Origin of the sequence: Microbacterium luticellae (genome assembly GCF_050408645.1) — a bacterium.
Classification (GTDB): Bacteria; Actinomycetota; Actinomycetes; order Actinomycetales; family Microbacteriaceae; genus Microbacterium.
Genome location: NZ_JBNTKE010000001.1, coordinates 645,537 through 669,073, shown reverse-complemented (window position 1 = coordinate 669,073; position 23,537 = coordinate 645,537). Strand labels below are relative to the sequence as shown.

Here is a 23,537-nt window from a genome sequence, read left to right as displayed (position 1 = left end):
GAAACACGAGGCAACCGCCGAGAATGTTTCACCCAGGCCAATGACGGCCAGCCACAGAAAAGACGCGTCTATCTCAACTCTTACTGCTGACACAGTCAGCACGCTCGGACCCATCCGCCAAACGTACGCTCGAAAAGAAGACTTTCCCTCGGTGGGGCGAGCATTCGTGCAACTGTCACAGGTTGTGCAAGAAACAGGGTTGCTGCGGCGCACGCCGCTGTTCTACCTCGGCACCGGCCTCGCCCTCGCTCTTGGCTTTGGGGGAGCAATAACCGGGTTCATCCTGTTCGGTCACAGTTGGTATCAACTGCTGATCGCAGCAGCCCTCGGCATTCTTTTCACACAGGTAGCGTTTCTCGCGCACGAGGCGGGTCACCGCCAAATTCTTTCCGGCGGGCCGAACAACGACCGCCTCGCACGCATTCTCGCGGCCGCAGTAGTCGGCATCAGCTACTCCTGGTGGGACTCCAAACACAGCCGCCACCACGCCAACCCCAACCGGGTCAACAAAGACCCCGATATTGAGGTTGACACGATCTCGTTTCTTGACGAAGACGCAGCTCAGGCCCGTGGCATCCGGAGACTCATTACCCGCAAACAGGGTTGGCTGTTTTTTCCGCTGCTCACGCTCGAAGGTCTCAACCTGCACGCCCACAGTTTCCGCTACCTTGTTCGGCGCGAACCCGTCAAGGCTCGCTGGACAGAAATCGGCATGATTACGCTGCGTTTTGCGCTCGTATTCACGCCCATTTTCCTTCTGCTTCCTCTCGGAATGGCATTCGCTTTTACCGGCGTCATGCTCGCGGTCTTTGGTGTTTACATGGGTGCATCATTCGCCCCCAACCACAAAGGAATGCCGGTTATCGCGCCTGAAGCGCGCCTTGATTTCTTTACCAAACAGGTGCGCACCTCACGCAATATTCGTGGCGGCTGGTGGGCCACAATCCTCATGGGTGGCCTGAACTACCAGATCGAGCACCACCTCTTTCCAAGCATGGCGCGCCCCCACCTGGCAAAGACACGCGAGATCGTCCGCGACTACTGTGCAGCACACGACATCCCGTACACCGAAACTTCGCTGTGGAAGTCGTACGCCATCGTCATCAACTACCTCAACCGGGTAGGGCTTGCGGCGCGCGACCCCTTCGACTGCCCCATGGTTTCGGAGTACCGCCGCGGGTAGTCTGCGTCGGCGAGCTAGCCTCAGTCGAGTGGGGTTGCCGAAGACAGGATAATTGCCGAAAGGCGCACGTTTTCATGTGAATCATGCGTCTTTCGGCAATTGTGCATCTTTCGGTAACTTTTTCGGCCCGCGCACCATATTTGGCCCGCGCACCATATCGTCGAGCGTTTTATCGGGGCGCAGGCCGCGCCACACCGGCTGTCGAAAATGGCCACCGTCAGTTAAACCCTTCGACGTCACCTCCCCAATCAGTTCGAGGCGCACCCAATGGGCGTCACGGCGAATATCGGCCGGTACGCCATGCAGCGCAGCATCCGGCGCAGTGCTGTGTGCGGCATCCGGATGCAACGACTCCAGACGCGTACGCAGGGTGCGGCGCTCGTCCGCGCTAAACCCCGTCCCTACCCGACCCCGGTAGCACCACGCGCCGTCTACCCACTGCGCCAACAGCAGTGAGGCGAAACCGCGCGGGTCTGCCTCACTATCGCGCCATCCGGCGATAACGACCTCGTCGGTGTTGATGAGCGGAAACTTTAACCACTCGGCCGAACGCTCGCCCGACAGGTACGTGCTTGCGCGGCGCTTTGCCACAACGCCCTCCAGCCGCAGTTCTCTGCTCGTCTCTATGGCGTCTGTGGCCGAACCTTCTGCGGCATCCGGAACAGCCACCGGCACACCTCGTCGCGGCTCGATCAGTTGCGCGAGTAGTTCGCGGCGCTGCGTATAGGAGAGCGCACGGCAGTCGCGTCCGTTAATGCTCAGCACATCGAACGCCAAAAAAGATACGGGCGCCGCCTGCCGCGCACCGTCAATGGCGGCCCGGTCGGTAACACCAAAGCGATGCTGCAGACGACTAAAACTGGGTGCACCACCGGCGTCGAGCGCCACAATTTCGCCGTCGAGCACCGCCTGATCAGCAGCGACGACCGAAGGAACCGCGGCGAGCTCCGGATAGGTGTCGGTAACATCAGCACCCGACCGTGTGCGCACCGTGCACCGTTCGCCGTCGAGAGAAACGATCGCACGAATGCCATCCCACTTCATCTCGAACGCCCACTCGTCAGCATCAAGATGGTGAAGGCGAGAAAGGGGAGCGCGCACGGTGAGCATCGGTGTGAAGGGTGCAGAAACGCTGCGGGGGCGGGGCGGTGCTGAGTGGGTGGTATCCGGCATTTGCGCATTCGCTTGCGGTTGCTTGCCGTGCGCTGGCTGCTGCTCAGCCATGAGATGGATCATCCACCGCGGCTTGCCGTTCTGTTCACCTGCGCGAAACAGCGCGAAACGGCGCGTGCCTCCCAGGCCCCCATCGGGTTGCCCGGTGAGCGTGGCGATAACCTCATCGTCACGCCACTTCTCGAGCTTGTACGTGCCGGAATCCCAGATGCGAACCTCACCGCCGCCATATTCTCCTTTCGGAATACTGCCCTCAAAATGGCGGTATGACATGGGGTGATCTTCGGTCGGTACAGCTAGATGATTCACTTTCGTGTCGGTAGGTACGCCCTTGGGAAGCGCCCAACTCACGAGCACACCCTCATGCTCGAGCCGAAAGTCCCAGTGCAGGCGGCGTGCATCGTGCCGCTGGATCACGAAGATGGGTGCACGCGCTGGGTCGTCCTCCGCATCATCGTCGCGGGCACCCGGTTGCGGAACAGGCTCAGGCGTGCGGTCGGCACGACGCTTTGACCGGTAGGTGCTCAGCCGGTCGGCAGCATCCGGAGCATTTTTGTCGTGATAAAGCTCGGTGAGTGGGTCGCCGCGGCGCGCAACACGATCAAGCACCTCATGAAATTCCAGGTGGCGCACATGCGGCGAGGCCAGTTCGCGCCAAGTGCGCGGCGTTGCCACTGTCGGGGTCGCACGGCCACGGAGCGAATACGGTGCGACGGTTGTTTTTGCGGCGTTGTTTTGGCTCCAGTCAATAAATACGCGCCCGCCGCGCACGTCGCGCTTCATCGAGCTCGTCACAAGATCGGGGTGGTCTGCCTCTAACGCCCGCGCCAATTCATGTGCCACGGCCGACGACTGCTGCGACGACTGCGTGCCGTCGAGCGCCGCATACAAATGGATTCCCTTACTACCACTGGTGACCGGCACGGTCGTCAACCCCATATCCGCCAGAATGTCACGCACCATAAACGCAACCTGAGCACAGTCACGCAGCGTCACGCCCTCGCCGGGATCAAGATCGAAAACCAGGCGATCCGGATGCTGCGGACGACCGGCGTCGTCGAACCTCCACTGCGGCACGTGAATCTCTAGCGCCGCTAACTGCGCAAGCCACACGAGGGTTGCCTCATCATTGACGAGCGGATAAGTGTTGACGTGATCTTTATGCTCAATTTCGGCGGTCGAGACCCATTCGGGAGCCGAGTCGCCAATGTCTTTCTGAAAAAAGAACGACCCCTGCCCTTCGTCGCCCACACCATTGGGCCACCGTTTGCGCGTCGCCGCACGATCACGACAGTGCGGCAGCATGGTCGGCGCGATAGCGCTGTAGTAGCCGATAACGTCTGCTTTGGTCGTACCGGTCTGGGGGTAAAGCACCTTATCTAAGTTCGAGACCCGGATGCTGCGCCCACCAGCCCGCACGCTCTGCTCTTGCTTAGCCATCACTACATGATTGTCCGGATGCCCCGCAACCGGTAGCCCTTTGACACCGTGGTGAGTTGTACTGTAACCATGAGAGCTATTTGGACCGGAGCGATCTCGTTCGGGCTTGTCAACGTGCCTGTCAAGCTCTACAGCGCCACCGAAGACCACGATGTTTCCTTGCACCAGGTGCACGACGCTGACGGCGGCCGTATTCATTACGAGCGTCGCTGTGAAGTGTGTGGGCGTGTTACTCCTTACGAGCACATCGATAAAGCGTTCGTTGATGGTGACGAGACGATCGTGCTCACCCGCGACGACCTGGCGTCGATTCCGCAGGAGCGGGACCGCGAAATATCGGTTGCCGAGTTTGTGCCCAGTGACCAGATCGATCCGCTTCTTTTTGACCGCAGCTACTATCTTGAGCCCACCGGAAAAACAACCAAAGCGTATGTTTTGCTGCGTCAAACGCTCGAGAAAACCGACCGCACAGCCATCGTTGAATTTGCGTTGCGACAAAAAACACGGCTGGCTGCACTGCGCGTGCGTGGAAAAGTGCTCGTGCTCCAAACTCTTTTATGGCCCGACGAAGTTCGTACTGCCGATTTCCCGGTGCTCGACCAGACCACGCGCATCACAGCAAAAGAAATGCAGTTGTCGGCAGCGCTCGTCAAAAGCTTCTCCGACGACTTCGAACCCGAACGCTTCACCGACGAATACCAAGAACAACTGCGCAAGCTGATCGACGCCAAACGCAGCGCCGGGGGAGCTATCGACACAGAATCAACTTTCGGTGAAGCAGAAGACGAGGGCGGCGAAGTGATCGACCTCATGGAGGCACTCAAGCAGAGTGTGCAGCGCAGCCGCGCCACCAAGAAGCGGGCTGCTGGGTCGCGCCGCTGACGCGCGGTGCTTTTCGCTACCGCTTTGCCGAGAACAGGAGAATTTTTGCCGAGAATAGGAAAGTTTTTGCTGAGAACAGGAAAATTGCCGAAAACAGGAAAATTGCCGACAACAGGATGTTTGACGCGAAATCATGCGCCATTCGGCAATTTTCCTGTTCCCGGCAACCCTGCAACCTGGCAACCTGGCAACCTGGCAACCCGGCAACCCGGCAACTCGAGAATGTCGCGCACTTCGCTGCGTTGATCGCAAACGAAGATATTGCAGAGAACGGCTACAACATCGTCGTTTCCACTTAGGTTCAGTGGGAAGACATACGTGAGGTCCTTGACATTACCGAGCTGAATGTTGAGATTGCTGAACTATCTGAGAGTTGGCGTGAGAACATCTCGATGCTCGTGCGCAACATCTATGAGCACGTTGAGCATAGCCTCGAGGCAACTAGTAAGTATTTCTTACAGGTTCGCCAAGAAGAGTCCTGCACGGTTCGACGTGAAGTCAGTCACTAAGTGCGATTCGACGAGCGCACGTCAAAAGTATTTGGACAAGTGGCGCCGGAGCGGCTCATCGACTACGTAGATGTATGTTCCATAAATTCCCCTCGTCAGGAGAACGACATAAATATTGCGAACATACGTAAGCAGGTCTTCGTCGGAGTAACTGATACCGCGTTTAGGGTTGTTCTCGCGTCCCTTTTTGTCGTAGTACTCATCGCGATCAAAAACGATGCACTGTTTTTCAGGGTCGTAACGAATGTCTTTCCCGATGATGACGCCGGCGTAGTTCAAGTCGTACCCCTGCACGGTGTGAATTGATCCAACCTCACCGCTTGATCCAGGGGAGTTGATCCAGTCACGCTGCGTCGAGTTCCAGCACATGCGCTCCCCGTCGAGCTCAATATCGAAGGAGCTCTTATCAGTCTTGCTGTGCCATGGCCACGCGTAACCCGCGACAATCCGGGCGAGACCATGATCTTCTTCCCGCTGATGTATCTCGCGACGCATCTCGGCGAAGTTCGTAAAGAATTGCAGATCGTAATCGCTGAAATGCTCGCGCACAGTCGGTGGATCGTCGCTAAGAACGGCTCGAATGTAACCGACATAGTCTTGCTCTGCGGCGATGCGCATCTGAGAACGCAGCGGGTAGAGCCGACCGCTTTCTGAAGCTTCAGACAACAGAGCGTTTGTTGTTGTCGTGGATAGATCCGCCGGGCGTACACTCTGCCCGGTGTCGAGCATGAGGATCGTGTGTGTGCTCTGCTTACGAATCCAGTCCAACTGAGTGAGATTCGGGTCATCAACGCCGAAAAGCTTCTTGTTGATATCGGCGAACTTCTTGTTGAGTGGGCCGGATGGTTGATTAGCGCGCTGGTTTAACCGATGCGCTTCATCCACAATGAGCAGATCGAATGGTTTATCGGCTTCACCAACGCCGAATGGAGTGAAGACTGAACTCTTATGCAAACCAGGAGTTAAGTCAAATACTTTGGAAATTGATTCGCGGAGCGATTGTTGTGGGACGACGATACCTACCCGTAGTGGCGCGAGAAGTTCTGCATATCCGGGAGTAAAGAAGTCACTGAAGATTGAATCGCTCTCCAGCGGTTCCTCTGGATTATGTCTGCGGATGTCCTCCAACAGTTTCAAGAGATAGATCCCGACTACAGTTTTTCCGGTTCCCGGATTTCCTTGCACGACGACTGTACTAGGGGTTCCACTTTCAATGTCGGAGAACAGCCCCTCTAAGATGTCTTCGATGGCGATGGCCTGATCGTGATTTAGCGCCTTAAACGGTGAGAGCTTGAATAGGTCACTGTTGATAATCTCAGGCAGAGATCGCTGGAACAGATGCTCATGTGTACGAAGTTTCTCAAATACTGCGTCGAAAGTCTTCTTATACATCTCTCTGTTGTAATAGTCGGCATCGGTGATACCTGCGTTGTGATTAAGCACTTGCAGGTGGCCGTCGCCAGAAAACATGCGAATGAGAAAAGACTCAAGATCGAGACAGGCCGATTTATTGAACGTTTCGTCTAAGACAACGCGTACCCAGCGGAGGTTTTTCTTCTCGTGAGAATCGAGATGTTGACGTATGCGTCCTTCAGCGTTGAGCGACTCGCCAACATACACCTCGTTTTCGTTGTTGAGCACGTACACGACTGGCCAGTTCCGATGCTTCGGACTAGCTGAGCCCCAAGCGCGGATATGGTCAGTGGCAAACGGGAACCGTTCTAACTCAAAGGCGGTCATATTTGTCACTCCGACCGCGCGCCTTTTCGACCGGGTATTTTTCACGCGTGAGAGCGAGTTTTTCCAGGACAATTGCGTTCGGCTCAAGACCAAGGTGATCAGCGAGTAGCAAACAGTAAGTGAGTACATCTGCTAGCTCATGCTTGGCAGAATCGACATCTGCGTCGCCCCACTGAAAACACTCCAATAGTTCACCGGCTTCGATACTGATGCTCTTAGCCAGATTTTCAGCGGAATGGAACTGTTGCCAGTTACGTTCTGCAACGAAATCGCGCAGGGCGTCACGAACGAGTTTCTCCGTCATAGCTATAAAGCTATCAATCACCAAGACCATTCTCTGCTCGCACCCACCGATGTTCACTTGAACGTTGAGGTTAAAAACCTCTTACGGCCATACCCCGGCATTGTCGAGGTGTTGCTGGCGTCGATTGCTCAATCGCACATGTCGGACCGCATTGTGGTGTCGTCTTTTCACCACAGACTCTTGCGCGAACTACGCGAGCAAGACAGGCAAGTAGCCCTCGCGGCTCTGTACGCTGACGGCCTCATTGACCCGTGGGTGTACATGGAGCGGATCGGGGTTTCAGAGGTGCATCCGCATTAGTCTTCACTGGCTGAACCCGGCATTATTGAGGGCTTTCACAAAGCCGGAATGACAATGCGCGCGTGGACCGTGGATGACCCCGCAACCTGGGTCACGCTCATTAATTCTGGCGTTCACGGCATCATCACCAATCTTCCGGTCGAGGCGTTGGAAACCCGTACACTCGTGAAGACCACCGGTTAGCAGCGCCCGATACTTTTCTGGTGCAGGTATCCGGGTGAGAGAGGGGAAGGTCGATGCCTGATCTCGACACCGAATATCCACGCGGTTCAGGGATGAAGCCTGCTATTGACGCGGCGGCATGGGCCATTCTGGGCCCGGCACTTCGCGGCGAGCCGTCACCCATCGCGCGCACTGATACGACTTGGACGGCCGCCGCGGCGAAGTCGCTGCGTGAGGCCATTGTGGAAAGATATAGCACCGCTCTCCGTTGGCTCATGCCAGTTAGTCGTAAATTGAGAGTCCGCATCGTTGGTGTTGGACTGAAAGCGTGGCCTTCGGAAGCCTGTCGGCTCCAGGTGACCAGTTGCTTAGCTAAGAATGAGACAGGATGATCACCATGGTGGTTCCTTCGCAGTCGGTATTGCGTGACTATATTCTCCGGGCATTAATTGCGCTTGGAGGAAGCGCAACGAAGCGCGATGTGTTGACGTGGATTGATAACGCTTTCGGCGAAACCTTCACAGACGAAGATCGACAAAGCGTACATTCCCGAAACGAGCCTAAATGGGAGAACCAGGTGGCATGGGTTCGACATCAGATGGTGGACGCTGGATTGATCGCGCCGTTCAGTGCGGGGAAGTCAGAACGCGGCCTCTGGGCGTTGACGGAAAATGGGTGGGCTGCTGCAGCTGAGATCGTATCCGTAGACGAGAGCAGTCAAAGTGCTCAAATACCCAGTGTCTCAGGTGAGGAGTGGGGGCGCACACGCGGCCGAGCCAAGCATGCGGTGGGCGGGCGCGCATGGCTCATTCGTCCAGGACAGGGCGGCAGCACGCTCGCCAAAACATGGCGCCGTGAATCATTCGTCTCGCTTTCTGCACAGAACCTCTCCATCGATACCGAAACGGCAACCGAGACCGATATCCGCGAGGCAGTCGATTCTGGGTACCCCCATCTTGACTACGCGCAACGCCTGCAGATCACGCAGGCTGCACAAGCCTTTATTGTGCGCATGAGCGCCGACGATATTGTGCTCACCGTGTCGGACGATCACGCGTGGATCGGGACACTCGTGGGCGAACCGTACGAGAGTACTCATGAACAGTCCATGCTGCGCAGAAGCGTCGACTGGCTCGCCGAGCCTGTTGCACGCGCCGACCTACCCGTTCCGGTGCCCGGGCTGCTCGACAAACCAGGCGACGTCGTCGACCTGACTATCGCTATCGACGCGCTCGCAGCGCTCGCGGCCGCTTTTACCGATACAGCTGACGACATCGATGCCGACTCGCTGCAGGTTGCCAGCTCAGTGATGATTCCGGATGCTTCCGACAGTCTCGCCGCCGACCTTTTCATGCCGCGTGCCGTGCTGCAGGAGTGGCTCGACGTGCTGGCCGATCGCCGACAGATGGTGTTCTACGGCCCGCCCGGAACGGGTAAGACGTTTGTGGCGGAAGCTCTCGGGCGACACATCGTGGGCACCGAGACAGACCGAGTGCAAACCGTGCAGTTTCACCCTTCGTACTCGTATGAGGATTTCTTTGAGGGGCTTCGGCCGGTGGTAGAAAACGGCAATCTAACCTATAGCGTCGTGCCAGGACCGCTGCGAAAATTGGTTGCTGAGGCGACGACACCCGGTAATGAGTCGCAGGCGTATGTTTTGATCATCGACGAGATGAATCGTGCCAACCTGGCCAAAGTGTTTGGCGAGTTGTACTACCTGCTGGAGTACCGTGACCAGGCGATTAGTCTGCAATACAGCCCTAGCAAAGACTTCCGGTTGCCGAAGAACCTCTTCATCATCGGAACAATGAACACTCTCGACCGTTCGATCGCTATGGTCGATGCCGCGATTCGGCGGCGGTTTCCGTTCGTTGAGTTGCATCCGTCGATAGAACCGGTATCGGGTGTGCTCGACGCGTACCTTTCTGCGCAGGGAAGCACACGCTACCGCGCGCGCCTGCTGGCGGCATTGAATGAGGGTATTGACGAACGCGATCTTCAGGTCGGACCGTCGTATCTGATGACGTCGTCGGCGGCGACGCAACCGGGTCTGGAACGTATCTGGAAATACGATATTTTGCCGTTGCTCGACGACCACTTCTACGGCAGGATCACGCCCGAGCAAGTGCGGGCACAGTTTGGGTTAGCAGCGCTCTCGCGCAAGGCTCGCAGGGGAGAGCCGAGATTAACAGACGATGGTGATGCGGTTGAGTTCGGCAGAGAACACGAGCGCGTGAGTGACGAAGGGCTCGCCGACATCTCGTGACACACATTCGACGATTTACGCTTCGCGAGTCGTTTGAACCGTTCGCGCTTCCTCTCACGGAAGCCCAGCTGCATGCGCTCAAAACAAGCCAACTGGTGAAAGTAGTGAGTGCTGGTAGTGAGGCTGTGTTGCAGTCGAACGGGCGGGTCGGTGCAGTACGCGTCGGCGACCTGCAGATCGAGGTATGGCCGAAGCAGAAAGTGAAACTCTCCCACCTTATTTTTATGCTCGGCTATGCGACCGATCCCGGTTTTCGTTCCGACGTTGTTGAGGCAGAAGAGTATGACGAACTCTGGCCGCTGCTCGCAGAATCGTTAGCACGGCAGACCGAACAAGCACTTCTGGCCGGCGTACTGCAGGGATATGAGACGAAAGAAGAATCTTCGCTGGTCGTACGCGGCCGAATTCGAGTAGTTGACCAGTTGCGCCAGCATCCGGGTCATATCTGGCCCATCGAGATCAGCTACGACGAATACATGGCCGACATTCCCGAGAATCGCATCGTACGCACGGCGTTACGGCGAATGCGAGCCGTGCCACGTCTGAACCCAGCATTGGCATCGCGACTAGCGCATCTCGATAACCGACTAGACGGGGTGTCGGTATTGCGGCCAGGGCTGCGTCTACCATCGTGGCGACCTAGCCGAATGAACGCCCGGTATGTTTCGGCGCTGCGCTTAGCCGAATTGGTTTTGCGCAACATGTCGGCACAGGTGGGCGACGACGGGGTAGAAATAGCGTCATTCGTGGTCGAGATGTGGCGCGTGTTCGAAGATTTTGTCACGGCAGCATTGCGTGAGGCTATTGCCGCGCACGGAAGGCGGGCTGAGTCGCAACGAGAATGGCTTTTTGATACCGACCGCACCGACAACCGTGCGCGCATCGCCATGTCGATCGATCTTTTGGAGTACGACGGTCAGCGTCCTGTCATGGTGTACGACGCCAAATATAAGGCAGCCTCTAACACCGGACGCTACGCAAACGCCGATCTCTACCAAATGCTGGCCTACTGCACGACAGTGGGCCTCGAACGAGCGGTATTGGTGTATGCACAGGGCGGTGATCCCGTCGACAGACGCGTGATGAACTCTGCTGTCACGATTCGAGAATGGCCACTTGACCTTTCGGCTTCTCCAGACGAAATGTTGAGATCTATGTGGCGGGCCGTTGCCGGTGCCTCACAGCCTCTGGCACGAGTATCGGCGTCGAGAAACGAAACCGGTTTCACGCATGCGTAGCGGTGCTCGGCGCCATGCCGGTTTAGGCTCGTTACAGTCTGTTGACGAAGACTTCTTTGAATGATGGCGGCTATGGAAACAAAATATCTTGACGGTGAGCGTGGCCGCTTGGCGTGGGATGAGCACGGTGAAGGCCCGGTCGTCATTGTTGCCCACGGAATGGCGCGGAGCCGTCGAGCCGATCGACAGTACCCGCCGCTGTGGGACGACATGGCTGAGTCGGGGTTTCGGGTGGTTAGCTACGATGCACACGGCCATGGTGAATCGAGCTCGCGCGCTGTAGAGCACGATTTTCGTTGGCCTCAGTTAGCTCACGACCTTCTAGCGCTTGCCGACGCGGTATCGCCCAGCGAACCCGTGTATGCCGTCGGTACGTCGATGGGCACGGGTACTATCGTGCACGCACTCACTCAACGCCCCGAGCGCTTTCGCTCCGTAACCCTCGCTGCCCCGCCAACTGCGTGGAGCACTCGGCCTGCACAAGCTCGCGTATACCGCACGATCGCCAGTGACGTCGCCACGAAAACAGAGACCGAGTTTCACCAGGAATGGGTCTCGGGCCCGCGCGCCCCCATTTTTACTGAAGCACCTCCCAGCATCGTGCCGCACGTGGCTTTCGACCTCATCGCCACCATGATGCATGGGTGCGCCAATAGCGACCTGCCCGCGCCAGAGCTGGTGGCACAGATCACAGTGCCCGCGCTCATTCTCGCCTGGGCTACCGACCCCGCCCACCCGCTGTCGACGGCGCAAGAGCTTGCGCGACTCATGCCGCACGCCACCATGCGTGTGGCAGAAACGCTCGAAGCCATCAGCGCGTGGCCTGCGCAAGCCGCCCAGTTTTTCGGCCGCGTCGCGAGCTGATATTCAGGCGCTGAACAGGTCCGCGGTGCGCGCTGTCGCCTACGAGCTAACGCAGGCATGAAATCGATTGCAAGATCAGCGCGAAATGGGTACTGTGTCGGAGACGCTCCGTTATCTACGACACGAGGAAGTGCACGAATGTCTGATCTGAAATCACTTGCTGCATTGCGTTCCGTTCGCACGCGGTCTATTTCACCTGAGAACTTCGATGGCTCTGCCGGTGGAGGAGGCCGCGCAACGGAAGGAACCGGGGCCGACTGCGCGCGCGACCTCGGCCAGGGGTGGAAAATCTCGCCGAGCGTCGACATCAAGGCCGGTGAAACATTTGACCTCGCCAATATCGATGAGCCTGGCGTCATCACACATATCTGGATCACGACGCACACCGACAACTGGCGCACACTCATACTGCGCGCCTACTGGGATGGCTCGGACGAGCCCGCCGTCGAAGTGCCATACGGCGACTTCTTTTGTAATGGCTGGGGCGTGTTCTCGCAGGTCAACTCGCAAATGATCGCCGCCAACCCTCACGGCGGTTTCAACTCCTACTGGCCAATGCCTTTCCGCGAGGGTGCCAAGCTCACGATTGAAAACACCTCGACCGTCGATGCCCGTGTTTACTACCAAATCACCTACGAAACCGGTGGTGACTACAGCAACGACGCATACTTTCATGCGCAGTGGCGCCGTTCCAACCCCCTCGAAGACCGCACCCCGCACGTCATTGTCGAAGGCATTGAAGGTCAGGGCCACTACGTCGGCACCTATATCGCGTGGGGGGTGAACTCCAACGGCTGGTGGGGTGAAGGCGAAATTAAGTTCTACATGGATGACGACACCGACTACCCGACCATTTGCGGAACCGGCACCGAAGACTACTTTGGTGGCGCCTGGAACTTCGATATTCCGGGTCAGGGATATACCGAATTTTCTACCCCGTACCTCGGCATGCCACAGGTGATCCGACCCGATGGCCTCTACGTGAGCCAGCAACGCTTCGGGATGTACAGGTGGCACGTGACCGACCCGATCCACTTCGCCACAGGGCTCCCCAAGGTAGACATTCAGGCTCTTGGTTGGCGCAGTGGATGGCGTTATCTGCCCTTGCGTGACGATATCGCCTCGACTGCCGTGTTTTACCTTGATCGCCCCACAGCCAAGCGGCCGTCTACACCGTCGGCCGACGATATGGAGGTACACCTAGGTAGTGCCGCTGTTCCCGACATTGGTGCCACACCACCACGCGCGCCGCAAGGCGAATAATGGCTTACGCCACCTACCCTTCTCTGGCCGGCCGCCTCGTCGTCGTCACCGGCGGCGGGCGCGGTATCGGCCTGCGAACCGTGCGACGGTTCGTCGAGCAGGGAAGCCGTGTCGTGGTGCTCGACCTGGCGATGACCGACAATTATTCCGATGTTGAGTTTATGAGGGTTGATGTGACGGATGCCGCTGCTGTGGCATCCGTCACATCCGACATCGTCACTCGCTGGGGCGCCCCAGATGTGGTGCTCAACGCCGCCGGAATCGTGCGATCAGCCAGCGCTGAAGAGATGACACCCGACGACTGGCAGCGCGTGGTCGACATCGACCTTTCGGGCACGTTCTATGTGTGTCAAGCGTTCGGCCGATACATGCTCGAAGCGGGGCGCGGCTCGATCATAAATATCGCCTCTATGAGTGGCAGCGTCAGCAACTTTCCCCAAAAACAGGTGAGCTATAACGCTGCGAAAGCCGGGGTTGTGCACCTGACCAAAACACTCGCGGGGGAGTGGGCCGACCGCGGCGTGCGCGTGAACAGCGTCTCGCCTGGTTATATCGGCACCGACCTCACCGCCCAGGTGCTTACCGACGACCCTCAACTCGGTACTATCTGGCAAGAACGCACCCCTATGGGGCGCATTGGCACACCTGATGAGGTTGCATCAGTGGTGCTCTTTCTGGCCTCTGACGATGCCAGTTTTATGACCGGCTCAGACGTTATTGCCGACGGCGGCTACACGGTGTGGTGAGCAATGGTGAACGCGCGTCTTGTTGCGGCATCCGGAGCCCTCATCGTCGGCTCACTCGTTCTGGGTGGCTGCACTGGGTCACCTACGCCACTGACCGTCGCCCATATCGACAACGCCCCCTCAGCGATCGGCATTTCTGACGGCGACCTGTGGCCGAACTGCTGGTCAGATGACGACGCGCTCTACACCGCCAACGGTGACGGCGCCGGGTTTGGCGATGAATTCAGCGACATCGTGATGAACCGAGTCACCGGCACTCCCACCAATAACGACCTCGACGGCGAAGCCCTCGCCTATGGTGACGACCTGGGCCAAGTGTGGTCGGGTGAAGGGTTTACCCGCAAACCCACCGGGATGCTGTGCATCGACGGCGCGCTGTACCTCGCTGTGCAAGACCTTGGCCCCGACTTTAACGAAGCGCCCGCATCGACCATCGCACGCAGTGACGACCACGGAAACACATGGGAGTGGAACGACACAGCGCCGATGTTCGACAACGGAGTCTTCACCACCATATGGTTCGCCGATTACGGAAAAGACGCCCAGCACCGCCCCGACGATGCATACGTATACGCCTACGGACTCGATGGGAATTGGCGTGACTCCTATACCGACATAGCACCCGACCCGACCGAACTGTTCCTGGCACGCGCCCCGGTCGATTCCATACAAGATGCCGCCACGTGGCAGTTCTATGCGGGCAACCCAGGCGACCCAACCCCTGCCTGGACGACCGACATCGTGCAGAAACAACCCGTGCTCATCGACGACCGGCGCGCCCACGGTATGAGTGTCTTATCGCAAGGTGGCGTAACGTACCTACCCAAACACGACCGCTACCTCTACACCTCGTGGACTGAGTTCACCTTCGAGTTCTACGAAGCTCCGCAGCCATGGGGCCCTTGGCAGAGCATTCTGTCGGAAGACTTCGGCGAATACCCGTGGACCGGCGAACGCATCGGCGGTTACGGAACAACCGTGCCATCAAAATATGTCTCCGACGACGAATCCATCGTCTGGGTGCAATCGAACGTGTGCCCGTGTGCCCCAGCAGGAGTCACATCGTACTGGTTCGGGCTACGAGAAATGAGGCTCGGTGATGAATGAGCAGCATCCGGTTATTGATGGTGTGCCGATAAGTTTGTCTCCGGATGCTCTTCGTCTGCGCGTCGCCCACGTCGACCAGGCCAATACCGTGCTCACCGCCAGTGATGGCGACTTATGGCCGTCAGCGTGGGCTTCCGACGGTGCACTGTATGCAGCCGCGGGTGATGGAACAGGATTTGCTCGCCACAACTGGAGCGACATTCTCGTCAACCGCATCGACGGAACGCCCGACACGGGCCTCGTCGGCGAACGCCTGGCCGACGGCGATGCTGTTGCGCCCATCTGGGATTCGAGTCGGTTTAACCGCAAACCCACTGGCATGGTGTGTGTCAATCTCGACGGCAAAGACGTGTTGTTTTTGGCGGTACAAGACCTCTGCTGCGACGGTACGGCCGACATGTTTAATGAGGCACATGCTGCGACCATTGTGCGCAGCGATGACCAAGGACGCACCTGGACCTGGGGCGGAAACCCTATGTTTTCTGACCATGTTTTCACGACCGTCATGTTTCTTGACCTCGGGCAGGCTAACGGCAACTCTGCCTGGGTATACGCGTTCGGCATCGATGGCAACTGGCGCACGTCGTTCTCGAAGAAAGTTGCTGATCCTACGGCGCTCTACCTGGGCCGTGTTCGCGCCGAAAACGTACAAGATATTGCTGCGTGGGAGTTCTATGCCGGCACCGCCACCGATGGCACCCCGCAGTGGAGCAGCAGCATCGACCATAAGCGGCCCGTACTGGTCGACGAACGTCGCTTTTATCCCACACCGGCATTCGGTATGACCGCGCATAACTTCACCTGTATCGCTCAGGGATCAGTGGTCTGGAACCCTGGGCTCGGCAGATACATCTATTCAACGTGGAGCGAATACACCTTCGAATTCTTCGAAGCACCCGTGCCGTGGGGGCCGTGGCGGCATCTGCACAGTCACGACTTCGGGCACTTCCCGTGGCACGGTCCGCGATCGCCACTCGCCAAACACGGCGGATATGCTCCCACGATTCCGTCGAAGTTTATTTCTGTCGACGGCACAGAAATGTGGCTGCAAAGCAATTGGTTCGTGCCCGCTTCATCACGTGGCGGACGCGCCTACTGCTTTGGCTTGCGTCGCATACGCTTTGAACCGGGTACCGACGTTGAAGCCGTAGCATCCGGAAACCTTGCGCTCGACGGAGCATCGCCCGTGGTCTCTCGAGTGCGTGAGGGGCAAGAAAGCGTGCTCAATGACAACGACCGCACTATCGCCGAAGACTCAGCCTTCGGGCCCGGCAGCGGAGAAGACGTGTGGGGTTATGAGTGGGCATCACCACGGCGGATGTCGCGCGTTGTTTACGTGCCGGGCGGTCAAGACTCGCTCGGCGGCTGGTTTGCTGAGGGACCGCGTGTCGAAGCCCGCATCGACGGCCAGTGGCACCCTGTTACCGGTCTCACCTGCGAACCGGCATACCCCCATGACTTCACAGCACTAGAACACGACGAGTACACATTCACATTCGACACCATCGTTGCCGACGGTATTCGCCTCATTGGTGAACCGGGCGGCCCCATGCGTTTTACCTCTATCGCCGAACTCGAAGTGTGGCCATAGTGCCGGGAACCTAGTGCGGCTGTTTGGCCAAACCGAGGTCTTTGATGACCTTCTCGATTTTCTGGTTGGCCTCGGCCATGGCTTCGTCGATGTCTCCGCCGAGCATGGCTTTTTCTAGCGCGGTGCCGACCGCCAAGCTCACCTGCCAGTCGTAGGTTGGTTCGAGAATCGCGGTTGCTGTTGATTCGGTCAACACGTCATAAAACGGATTCACTGAACTGTCATCACCGGCGGCTAGTGCTTCATCAACCGAAATTCGGGGTGAGAGCTTGGTGTACATGGTGCCGGTGAAGTACGCCTTTGGCACGTCGATGTCGCCCGCCAGCATCCAACCGATGGCATCCGATGCTTCGGCAACATGCTGTGACCGGGCGTCAACGCCAATGGTCCATCCGCCGAGAGTTGAAGTCGTTCGGGTCGTGTCGCCGTCGACTGTCGGCATCGGGGCAACACGAAGCTTTCCGACCATATCGTCGTAGTCGGCAAGCAACTGGCTAATAGCCCACGAGCCGGCGGCCATCATGGCAAGTTTGCCTTGACCCAGGGGAGTGGCATCACCGTACGCCGAGAGAGCCTGTTTGGCGATGATCTTTTTTGCGTAGAGATCTTGATAGAACTCAAACAACGGCTTGTAATCGTCGGTTACGGTGGCTTGTGACCAGTCATCGGAGATAGCTAAATGCCCGGTCGTACCTTTTTGCGCACCCCATGTTGACCACGAGAGTTCGACAGCGTTCTGTGCTATTTGAAACGGTATCGTCTTTGCATCGGTGGCTTGTAATGTTTCGCCCGCTTCGATGAGTTCTGCCCAGGTGGTGGGCGGAGAGTCGGGGTCGAGGCCTGCTGCGGTAAAGAGGTCTTCACGATAGAACAGCAGCGCACTGGGCTCGTAATAGAGCGGATAGGCGTACTGCTTGCCTTCTACCGTCACCGCGTCGAGGAATCGCGGGTCAAGGTCGTCCCATGCTGCCGCGTCAATGTGCTCGGTGATTGGCGCGAGCTGTTGGTTGCGCGCATTCATGGGTACGGCCGAGTAGTTCATGGTGTACATGTCTGGCGCTTTACCAGCGGCCTGCGCTGCTTTCAGCTTCTGATCCCACGCATCGCCGGGCACGACCGTGAGTTCGACACGAATACCGTCTTGAGACTTGTTGTAGTCATCGACAGCCTTCTTGAACCACGCATTGTCTTCGTTTGAAAACTTGTTTTGCCAGAAGGTGACGGTGATGCGGCCATCGTCGGCGGGGGCCCCGCCGCCACTTCCGCACGCAGTAACAGCGCCGAGCGATCCGACAACGCCAATGACCAGAATCATTTTTGTAAGCCTGCGCATGTTACTTCAGCCCCGCCATCTTGATGTTGCCGATGATCTGGCGCTGGAAGATCAGGAACAAGATGATCACCGGAGCAGCTGCCAACACCGAGCCGGCCATGAGCAAACCCAGCTCGGTGCTGCGCTCTGAACGGAACGTCGCCAGATACTGCTGCACAACGAACCTCTCCGGCGTTGTGATCGTCATGATGGGCCATACGTACGAGTTCCAGTACGCCAAGAATGCGGTAATTCCCATCACAATGAACGGTGGCTTCGATAGGGGCAAGAATATGCGCACGAAGATCGCGAATCGACCGCAGCCGTCAAGCATTGCTGCTTCTTCAAGACTGGCGGGGATGTTCAGATAGAACTGGCGAATAAAGAAAACGGATGCCGCGGCAGCAGCGCCGGGCAGAACCAGAACGGCGAGGGTATCGAGCATTGACAATCGTGTAACGACGATGAAGCTCGTCAACAAAATTGTCATACCCGGAATAAACATGGTCGTAATAACGAGCACCCACATGGTGCGCTTGAACCGGAATTCGAGACGAGCGAACGCGTAGGCGGCGAAAGAGTTGATCGTCAAACTCAGCGTGGTAAAAAGTACGGCGCCGAGGAAGGTCCACAGCATCGTGCGCGAAAATGTGGGATCTGCGAGAATCTGCGCATAGTTTTCCCATCGCCACACTTCGGGAAAGAACTGGAACGGCGTTTGGATAACCTCAGTCTTCGATTTGAAACCGGCAATGACCATCCACGCCAGCGGGAAGAGCGCAGCGAGGATGAAAATGAGCCCGACTACTGTCTTTCCTGCCAGTGCCAGCCAGCCCCCGGTTGTGCGGGGCAGACGGCTACGCCGCGTGGGTTCTTTTCCGGCAAGAACAATGCGTGTGGTTTCGCCCTGCAAAATGGCCATTAGTCCACCAGCCTCTCGGAGTTGACGAACTTAAACACCAGCGCCGAGACTGACCCGAGCACCACGAACAGCAACAGTGCCGCAGCGATCGAGTAGCCGACGTTAATGTCGTTACGGAAATGGTTGAAGATAAAGAGGTTGGGCAGCGTGGTTGAGTCAAGCGGGCCACCGCCGGTCATCACCAGGGGTAGTTCGAACTGTTGGATCGCTGCTACAAAACCGGTTACGAGCAGATACAAGAAAACGTTCTTCATCTGCGGGATTGTGATGTAGAGGGTCTTCTGCCACCAACCTGCGCCCTCCATGGCCGCAGCCTCGTAATACTCATTGGGGATATCGACCATCGCGGCGACCATGATCAGTGATGTCAGCCCCATTCCGAGCCAGATGGCCGGTACGGCGATCGCCAGGAGAGCCCATGCGGGGTCACCAATCCACGCGATGGGGTCGATTCCGAACGCACCGAGTACGGCGTTGAGCAGACCGCCCGAGTAGTTATAGATGAGCACGAAGATGATCGAGGTGATCACCGCCGAGATGATGGTTGGCAGATAGATGCTCACTTTAAGAATGCTCGCGAAGCGACGAGACACGGCAACAACGAGGCTCGAAAAAAGATATGCCAATACGAGCATAGGCGGCACGGTCATAAGCACGAACATGAAACCGCGACCGATCGTGGCGGTAAAGAGCGGATCGGTGAGCACATCGGTGAAGTTCTTCCAGCCGACAAACTCCGGATCTTTATAAAAGCTCCAGTCGTGAAACGAAAGATACCCGGCATATATCGCCGGCCAAATGACGAAGATGCCCAGCAACACCACAACCGGTGTCAGCATAAGAAAGGCGAGCTTCGTGTCGCGATAACGAAATTGCGTGTGCCGTTTGCGCGTGTGAGAACGCGCGGTCGATTCGACCGTAGTCATCGTGGTTCCTGCCGTCTTCGTGAAGGGAGATGTCGGGGGCCGGGATCATCGGCCCCCGACATAAGGCGATCAGTTCTTCGGAGCCTTGTCAGGCAGGTTCTCGCGATCGATCACGGTCTGGATTGCTTTCTCAGCGGTGGCAATCGCAGCATCCGGTGACGTTGCGCCCTTCATGACCGACTCCATCGCTGTCCCTACAGCCAGCGACACATCCCACGGGTAGGTGGGCTCGGGAATCGAGGTGGGAATGATCTCGTTGACGACAATGTCTGACCATGGAGCATCCGCAGCGGCTTCGTCGTCGGCGACGGCGTCTTGCACAGCGGTGCGAACGGGAACCTTGGTGAACTGTGTCTCGACGAAGAACGGCACGAGTACTTCCGGATCCCCGGCCAGCACCCAGGTCATGAAGTCCGCAGCTGCCTGAGCATTCTGCGTCTTCGCGTCGATAACCCAGCGGAAGTTACCGAGGGTCGTAGCACCGCGACCATCGGCGTCTTCTGAGTTCACGAATGCGCCAACGCCGGTGTTCGTGAGCATGTCAGGGTAGTCCGAACCAATCTCTGACATCATCCATGAACCCGACACCTTGAACGCGACCTTCTGTTCGCCGAAGTCTTTACCTTCAACATAGGCAGCCAGGGCTTGCTTGGGCATATAGCCTTCGTCCCACAACTGCTTGTAGCGATCCATGAGGTTCTTGTAGCCGTCGTCGTTGATGTTTGGCTTTGTCCAGTCATCCGACAGGGCAGTGTGGCCGGCAAAGTTCCACTGTTGACCCACTGTCGACCAAGCGAACGTCGGGGCATCGGATGCTGGAGAGATGCAGTATTGGCCCTTATCGAGTGTGGGCTGAATCTTGGCGCAGGCTGCCATGAGGTCGTCCCATGTCTCGGGGCCGTTGGCGGAATCTACGCCAGCATTATCGAGCATCTCTTTGTTCCAGAACAGCACCGTTTGCGGCTCGAGCAGCAGTGGATACGCGTAGTACGTTCCATCGATCTGCGAGATCGGCTGCGCCTGCTCGATAATCTCGTCGAGCTTGTCTTGCGGCACGATGTCGTTGAGTGCATGCAGCTGACCGGCGTTCACGGCGTCGTTAATGCTCGCCGAGAAGGTATAAATGTCGGGTGCCTTACCGGCGGCCTGGGCAGCCTTCATCTTTTGATCCCACGCGTCGGCGGGAATCTCGGTGTCGACAACCTTGATTTTGTCTTGCGCCTCGTTGAATTTCTTTACGACATCGGCGTACCACTCGTTCTCCACGGGGGTGAAGGTGCGGTGCCAGAACTCAATTGTGGTCACGCCATCGGCGTTTTGTTTGCCATCGTCGGCACTCTGACCCGGTGTGCTTGAGCCGCAGCCAGCTAGCATGCCTGCCGCAGTAAGAGCACCAAGTGCAGAGAGAACGATGCGCCTCTTCTTTGATGTGTTGATTGCCATGGGTTCCTCCTCAGGAACACGACTCTTCGTCGAATCGGGCTGTGATCGGCTGGTGCCGGGTCTTGGTTGAACGAAGCAAGTGCCGGTTTAACCAAGTAGACGACACGTTAGACGAAATCGATTTCAAGCACAAGGGACGCGGCTGCAGAGGCTGAAAAACCCCTGCAGCCGCGCACTGATTAAGCGTCGCGCTGACGGCGTCGCAAAACAGTGAGTGCCACGCCCGCAATGAGCAAGAGCGCTCCGGCGCCAAGTGGTGCAATCAAAGCCGCACCGTCGGCACCCGTGGTAGCGAGCGGGTCGCCGCCGGGGGAGTCACCAGAGTCGTCGGGGTCAGACGGACCAGGGGTAACCGGCCCGGGTGTGGCATCCGGGTCTGGATCATCCGTGGGCTCGGGCGTCACCTCGGGGTCGGTCGGTTCTGGTGTGGGCTCCGGCGTCGGCTCAGGGTCGGGTGCCGAGGAGTTGGGATCAGCCTTGACCACGGCGAGGTCGTCAATCTGCACCCAGCGGTCGCCCTCAAGATCGGTACCCACGAACGCTTCTACCGTTGTAGCCGTGCCCGAGTTGAACGTGATCTCAAAACGCTGATACGGAACAACGTGTTCAAACGTCGTCGAACCGAGCATTTGTGCTCCAGGGCCCACCTCACGCACGCCGAACGTGCCCACAGCAGGAGTGCCACCGGTAACGACAAAACCCGAGAAAACATACTCGGTGTTCGGTTCGACCGGTACCGGCTGGTGCACGTCGATCGTGCCTACATTGTTACGCATCCACGCCTGGCGGCTGCCCGCATACGCCCAGGCATAGTTGGTGTCGATGCCACAGTTGCCATTGCACGCCCACGGCTCTTGCATTTCGGCGCTGCGCTCAAAGCTGGAGTTCACGATGAGGTTGGGGTTAATGAGCGACCCGTCTTCATCCAGCTGCACGCGAATGAGGAACACGTTGTATGGATCCCACTGAGACATAGCGATGTAGAGATCGGGCCCTGACGACCACGGGTGGATGTAGCCGCCGTAAAGACCGGGGTAGTCATACGAGTTTGCTACGCCCTCGCCTTCTGTCCACGGGCCTTCCGGGTTGTCGGCCGTGCGCAGCAGCATTGTGCCGTCGGCCTTGCCGTCGAGTGTGACCATGAGCCACTTACCGGTGTACTCGTTGTATAGCACCGAGAGCTCAGAGTTCATGGGCGGCACAATTTCGGCGGCCTCAGAGCCATCACCAGCGATCCAGTCGGTGCCATCCCAATAGCGCCATGCAGCCTTATCGAGCATGTCGGCTTCGGCAACGCGGGCCACATGCACGGCACCGAGGCGTCCGTTGGGCGTGCCAAACATGTAAACAAAGCCGTCACGTTTTTCGAACGCAACCATCTGGAACGGATGCTGGTTCTGGCCGTCTTCCCATGTGGGGCCCGTTGAGGTGTTCTCCCACGTGGGGCCATCGGTGTGGTTCCACGTCTCACCGTTGTCGTCCGAGTAGGCGATGCGGCTGAAGTTGGTGTCCCATTGACCTGCCGGACCCCACTGCTTCACCGACATAAATGCCATGTACTGGCGGTCACCGATGGCAACTCCCGCGGTGGGGATAGTTGTGTGTTCGTCGCCGGGAATCTTCTTCGAGGGAATGAGTTCGCCAGCGTGGCCTGGCTCATCTTCGACGGCAGAATCGAATGTCATGCCGTCGCTGAGATCGGTGTCGGTAGAGCGCAGCAAGACGTTCGAACGCCAGTCGCCACCGCCTCCGCCGGGTCCCGACCAGTTGCCGAAGGTATCGCCGAGGGCTGTGAGAATTTCTCCTTTGCCGTTGTCCCACATGATGCCGAGGTCGGTGCCGGTGACGCGCCATTTCTCGGCGGTGTCTGTTGTGGCCGATGCGCCCGTCATCTGAGCAATCATGACGGCGGGCGATGGCGGTAGTGGCTCGGGGTCATCAGCCATGGCAGGAGCACCGCTGACTCCCAAGGCTGCGAACGCGACTATCGCGCTAAGCGCACCAGAGACCCGGGCTCGCGCCGTGCCTCTCGGTGATCGGGTAACTGCAGAATCCACTGTGATCCTTTCGCTGTGCCGCGCCCACCCGCACGCGTGAGGCGGGTAGGTGAGCGAGGAACGTTGGGCGCTCGGGAGACATCTCTGTCTCCCGAGCATTATGAAACCG

At 58.0% G+C, this 23,537-nt stretch carries 19 protein-coding genes; 11 read left to right on the top strand and 8 right to left on the bottom strand.

Annotated features, from left to right (window positions below):
- The first annotated feature begins 40 nt into the window (after positions 1-40).
- On the top strand, positions 41-1,183 hold the full coding sequence (locus tag ACQUSW_RS03280) for a fatty acid desaturase family protein (RefSeq protein WP_428930822.1): 1,143 nt from the start codon (positions 41-43) through the stop codon (positions 1,181-1,183).
- A gap of 81 nt (positions 1,184-1,264) precedes the next feature.
- Here ACQUSW_RS03280 and ACQUSW_RS03275 read toward each other — a convergent pair whose 3' ends face one another.
- Positions 1,265-3,796, bottom strand: coding sequence for an ATP-dependent DNA ligase (locus tag ACQUSW_RS03275; protein ID WP_428930821.1), 2,532 nt, complete (start codon positions 3,794-3,796; stop codon positions 1,265-1,267).
- A gap of 69 nt (positions 3,797-3,865) precedes the next feature.
- Here ACQUSW_RS03275 and ku point away from each other — a divergent pair, with 69 nt between their 5' ends.
- On the top strand, positions 3,866-4,678 hold the full coding sequence (ku, locus tag ACQUSW_RS03270) for a non-homologous end joining protein Ku (RefSeq protein ID WP_428930820.1): 813 nt from the start codon (positions 3,866-3,868) through the stop codon (positions 4,676-4,678).
- 530 nt (positions 4,679-5,208) lie between these two features.
- Here the strand turns inward: ku and ACQUSW_RS03265 are convergent.
- Positions 5,209-6,927 carry a DNA/RNA helicase domain-containing protein gene (locus tag ACQUSW_RS03265; RefSeq protein ID WP_428930819.1) on the bottom strand — a complete coding sequence of 573 codons (1,719 nt, stop codon included), beginning with the start codon at positions 6,925-6,927 and terminating at the stop codon, positions 5,209-5,211.
- The gene (locus tag ACQUSW_RS03260; protein WP_428930818.1) at positions 6,914-7,231 is read right to left on the bottom strand and encodes a nucleotide pyrophosphohydrolase; all 318 of its coding nucleotides are present in this window, start codon (positions 7,229-7,231) and stop codon (positions 6,914-6,916) included. The genes ACQUSW_RS03265 and ACQUSW_RS03260 overlap by 14 nt, the downstream gene beginning before the upstream one ends.
- A gap of 57 nt (positions 7,232-7,288) precedes the next feature.
- Here ACQUSW_RS03260 and ACQUSW_RS03255 point away from each other — a divergent pair, with 57 nt between their 5' ends.
- The 9 genes from ACQUSW_RS03255 (at position 7,289) to ACQUSW_RS03215 (ending at position 16,768) form a co-directional block, all read left to right on the top strand.
- Complete coding sequence (locus ACQUSW_RS03255; protein ID WP_428930817.1) at positions 7,289-7,531, top strand: PI-PLC domain-containing protein; 243 nt, start codon at positions 7,289-7,291, stop codon at positions 7,529-7,531.
- A 6-nt stretch (positions 7,532-7,537) separates the two neighbouring features.
- On the top strand, positions 7,538-7,714 hold the full coding sequence (locus tag ACQUSW_RS03250) for a glycerophosphodiester phosphodiesterase family protein (protein ID WP_428931269.1): 177 nt from the start codon (positions 7,538-7,540) through the stop codon (positions 7,712-7,714).
- A 376-nt stretch (positions 7,715-8,090) separates the two neighbouring features.
- Entirely contained in the window at positions 8,091-9,959 is a 1,869-nt protein-coding gene (locus ACQUSW_RS03245; protein WP_428930816.1) for an AAA family ATPase, read from the top strand.
- On the top strand, positions 9,956-11,197 hold the full coding sequence (locus ACQUSW_RS03240; RefSeq protein WP_428930815.1) for an McrC family protein: 1,242 nt from the start codon (positions 9,956-9,958) through the stop codon (positions 11,195-11,197). Before ACQUSW_RS03245 ends, ACQUSW_RS03240 begins: the two co-directional genes overlap by 4 nt.
- A 60-nt stretch (positions 11,198-11,257) precedes the next feature.
- The gene (locus tag ACQUSW_RS03235) at positions 11,258-12,061 is read left to right on the top strand and encodes an alpha/beta fold hydrolase (protein WP_428930814.1); all 804 of its coding nucleotides are present in this window, start codon (positions 11,258-11,260) and stop codon (positions 12,059-12,061) included.
- A 138-nt stretch (positions 12,062-12,199) separates the two neighbouring features.
- Positions 12,200-13,324: a glycoside hydrolase family 172 protein gene (locus tag ACQUSW_RS03230; RefSeq protein WP_428930813.1), complete on the top strand. Its 1,125-nt coding sequence runs from the start codon at positions 12,200-12,202 to the stop codon at positions 13,322-13,324.
- The gene (locus ACQUSW_RS03225) at positions 13,324-14,070 is read left to right on the top strand and encodes an SDR family NAD(P)-dependent oxidoreductase (protein ID WP_428930812.1); all 747 of its coding nucleotides are present in this window, start codon (positions 13,324-13,326) and stop codon (positions 14,068-14,070) included. The genes ACQUSW_RS03230 and ACQUSW_RS03225 overlap by 1 nt, the downstream gene beginning before the upstream one ends.
- A 3-nt stretch (positions 14,071-14,073) precedes the next feature.
- Entirely contained in the window at positions 14,074-15,177 is a 1,104-nt protein-coding gene (locus tag ACQUSW_RS03220; RefSeq protein ID WP_428930811.1) for a DUF4185 domain-containing protein, read from the top strand.
- Entirely contained in the window at positions 15,170-16,768 is a 1,599-nt protein-coding gene (locus tag ACQUSW_RS03215; RefSeq protein ID WP_428931268.1) for a DUF4185 domain-containing protein, read from the top strand. The genes ACQUSW_RS03220 and ACQUSW_RS03215 overlap by 8 nt, the downstream gene beginning before the upstream one ends.
- Before the next feature lie 10 nt (positions 16,769-16,778).
- Here the strand turns inward: ACQUSW_RS03215 and ACQUSW_RS03210 are convergent, their stop codons facing one another.
- The 5 genes from ACQUSW_RS03210 to ACQUSW_RS03190 form a co-directional block, all read right to left on the bottom strand.
- Entirely contained in the window at positions 16,779-18,083 is a 1,305-nt protein-coding gene (locus tag ACQUSW_RS03210; RefSeq protein WP_428930810.1) for an ABC transporter substrate-binding protein, read from the bottom strand.
- A gap of 19 nt (positions 18,084-18,102) precedes the next feature.
- On the bottom strand, positions 18,103-19,002 hold the full coding sequence (locus ACQUSW_RS03205) for a carbohydrate ABC transporter permease (RefSeq protein ID WP_428930809.1): 900 nt from the start codon (positions 19,000-19,002) through the stop codon (positions 18,103-18,105).
- Positions 19,002-19,928: a carbohydrate ABC transporter permease gene (locus ACQUSW_RS03200; protein WP_428930808.1), complete on the bottom strand. Its 927-nt coding sequence runs from the start codon at positions 19,926-19,928 to the stop codon at positions 19,002-19,004. Before ACQUSW_RS03200 ends, ACQUSW_RS03205 begins: the two co-directional genes overlap by 1 nt.
- A gap of 69 nt (positions 19,929-19,997) precedes the next feature.
- Positions 19,998-21,371, bottom strand: coding sequence for an ABC transporter substrate-binding protein (locus ACQUSW_RS03195; protein WP_428930807.1), 1,374 nt, complete (start codon positions 21,369-21,371; stop codon positions 19,998-20,000).
- Between the two features lie 179 nt (positions 21,372-21,550).
- Positions 21,551-23,428: a glycoside hydrolase family 183 protein gene (locus ACQUSW_RS03190; RefSeq protein ID WP_428930806.1), complete on the bottom strand. Its 1,878-nt coding sequence runs from the start codon at positions 23,426-23,428 to the stop codon at positions 21,551-21,553.
- Between the last annotated feature and the right edge of the window lie 109 nt (positions 23,429-23,537).

Excerpts from the sequence above, each read along its gene's own strand:
- ACQUSW_RS03280 (WP_428930822.1), top strand. The coding sequence starts at position 41 with ATGACGGCCAGCCACAGAAAAGACGCGTCTATCTCAACTCTTACTGCT.
- ACQUSW_RS03275 (WP_428930821.1), bottom strand. The coding sequence starts at position 3,796 with ATGGCTAAGCAAGAGCAGAGCGTGCGGGCTGGTGGGCGCAGCATCCGG.
- ku (WP_428930820.1), top strand. The coding sequence starts at position 3,866 with ATGAGAGCTATTTGGACCGGAGCGATCTCGTTCGGGCTTGTCAACGTG.
- ACQUSW_RS03265 (WP_428930819.1), bottom strand. The coding sequence starts at position 6,927 with ATGACCGCCTTTGAGTTAGAACGGTTCCCGTTTGCCACTGACCATATC.
- ACQUSW_RS03260 (WP_428930818.1), bottom strand. The coding sequence starts at position 7,231 with ATGACGGAGAAACTCGTTCGTGACGCCCTGCGCGATTTCGTTGCAGAA.
- ACQUSW_RS03245 (WP_428930816.1), top strand. The coding sequence starts at position 8,091 with ATGGTGGTTCCTTCGCAGTCGGTATTGCGTGACTATATTCTCCGGGCA.
- ACQUSW_RS03235 (WP_428930814.1), top strand. The coding sequence starts at position 11,258 with ATGATGGCGGCTATGGAAACAAAATATCTTGACGGTGAGCGTGGCCGC.
- ACQUSW_RS03230 (WP_428930813.1), top strand. The coding sequence starts at position 12,200 with ATGTCTGATCTGAAATCACTTGCTGCATTGCGTTCCGTTCGCACGCGG.
- ACQUSW_RS03225 (WP_428930812.1), top strand. The coding sequence starts at position 13,324 with ATGGCTTACGCCACCTACCCTTCTCTGGCCGGCCGCCTCGTCGTCGTC.
- ACQUSW_RS03220 (WP_428930811.1), top strand. The coding sequence starts at position 14,074 with ATGGTGAACGCGCGTCTTGTTGCGGCATCCGGAGCCCTCATCGTCGGC.
- ACQUSW_RS03215 (WP_428931268.1), top strand. The coding sequence starts at position 15,170 with ATGAATGAGCAGCATCCGGTTATTGATGGTGTGCCGATAAGTTTGTCT.
- ACQUSW_RS03210 (WP_428930810.1), bottom strand. The coding sequence starts at position 18,083 with ATGATTCTGGTCATTGGCGTTGTCGGATCGCTCGGCGCTGTTACTGCG.
- ACQUSW_RS03205 (WP_428930809.1), bottom strand. The coding sequence starts at position 19,002 with ATGGCCATTTTGCAGGGCGAAACCACACGCATTGTTCTTGCCGGAAAA.
- ACQUSW_RS03200 (WP_428930808.1), bottom strand. The coding sequence starts at position 19,928 with ATGACTACGGTCGAATCGACCGCGCGTTCTCACACGCGCAAACGGCAC.
- ACQUSW_RS03195 (WP_428930807.1), bottom strand. The coding sequence starts at position 21,371 with ATGGCAATCAACACATCAAAGAAGAGGCGCATCGTTCTCTCTGCACTT.